Below are 1,652 nucleotides of genomic sequence, written 5' to 3'. Positions count from 1 at the left end.
CATGGAACTCCACGCGGTGGTCGCTCATGGAGAGGACCCCAGCTCGTGGGATGCCGACACTCGGGCATATCTGGGAACATTGATAAAACCAGCATGATCAAATCAGTTAAGCTTCGAACCCAATGATATTTCGGTTTGGATCGCTTGGTGACGAATGGCGGCTTTGTTGCGAAGGACCGGCTTGGGCTGCCAACCAGCCAATCATGTAAGCTGTAGGGATAGGTAGCTCTGTGCCCTGAGGAGACATGGTTAACCTTCTGGTTGATTGGTGAAAAGCAGCCTTTCTGCTAAAATGCCTCCGTGGAAAATGTGGGATGGGAGGAGAAATCATGTCTTGGAATGTTTCAGGGGAACTCGTCGAAACCTGCAATTGCAACATGCTTTGCCCATGCTGGTTCGGGCAAGCTGACCTTATGCTCTTGGACCAAGGGTATTGCGCGACGTCCCTGTTGATACGCATTAGCGAGGGCTCTCATGAAGGCGTGGACCTTTCTGGCCAAAACGCGATTGTCTCATTGCATTTCCCCGGGCCGACACTGTTCGACGCCAACGGCACCGGGCGAGTGTACATTGACGAAAACGCCAGCGATGCGCAGACGGCGGCATTGGAGACTATCTTGCAGGGTGCGTCCGGCGGCGGCATGGAGGTGCCGGCAAGCCTGTTGTCGACCTGGCTTCCGACCAAACGCGCCGGGATCAGCGTGACCGAGGCCGATGGCGAAATAACTGCAAGCGTGGCCGGTGTGGGCGAGATGAAATCCCGTCGCCTAGTCAATGACCTCGGCAACAAGATGAAACTGCAGAACGCCGCGTTCAGCCTCGCCTTCGGGCATGAGGGGCATGAAGGAGATCTGGCCCCCAGTGAAGGAACCACTTGGAACGACGCGGATATGCCCGTGACCTGGACGGGCCGGTCGGGTGTGGTCGGACAAGTCGCTTGGGCCGGCTGAGGCCGGGCCGGATCTTTAGGCCATCATAATGAATGCTGTAGGGGTCGCACGACGAGATCGGGCGCTGGTGTTGGCAGCGCTAGTCGCGCTCACGGCGCTGGCGTGGGCCTATACAATTTACCTCGGGCTTGGTTCGTCCTCGATGACGATGGTTGGCGACATGGCCATGCCGATGATGATGCAGTGGTCAGTCGCGGATTTTGTCTTCATGCTTATCATGTGGGCGGCGATGATGTTCGCGATGATGCTGCCTTCGGTTACACCCGCCGTAATGATCTACGAGCGGGTCCGCGCGAAGCGGGAGGAGGCAGGGCGACCCTTCGTGCCAACGGGCAGCTTCGTGGCGGGGTATCTGTTGGTTTGGCTGGGGTTCTCGCTGGTGGCGACTGTATTGAATTGGTGGCTGCACACTGGTGGCGCGCTTTCCTCAATGATGGGGAGGGTTGCGCCGACTGTGGGCGGCGTGATGTTGATACTTGCCGGGTTGTTCCAATGGACGCCGCTCAAGAACGCTTGCCTAGAGCATTGCCGCTCGCCCATGAGTTTTTTGATGGCTCATTGGCGCGAGGGAACCCTAGGTGCCGCGAAGATGGGGCTTCACCATGGGGCCTACTGTCTTGGCTGCTGCTGGATGCTGATGGTGCTGCTTTTTGTGTTGGGCGTCATGAACCTGCCGTGGGTTGCCGTACTTACAATCGTAGT

General features: G+C 57.7%; 2 protein-coding genes. Both read left to right on the top strand.

Annotated features, from left to right (window positions below; all coding sequences use genetic code 11):
* Positions 1-329 precede the first annotated feature (329 nt).
* Positions 330-950: a DUF1326 domain-containing protein gene (locus tag ACR0KS_RS20375; protein ID WP_170383382.1), complete on the top strand. Its 621-nt coding sequence runs from the start codon at positions 330-332 to the stop codon at positions 948-950.
* A gap of 28 nt (positions 951-978) precedes the next feature.
* On the top strand, positions 979-1,652 hold a 674-nt coding region (locus ACR0KS_RS20370; RefSeq protein WP_170568222.1), incomplete at its 3' end, for a DUF2182 domain-containing protein.

This window comes from Ruegeria sp. BC7 (genome assembly GCF_056539165.1).
This window is presented reverse-complemented; position numbering and strand designations above follow the sequence as displayed.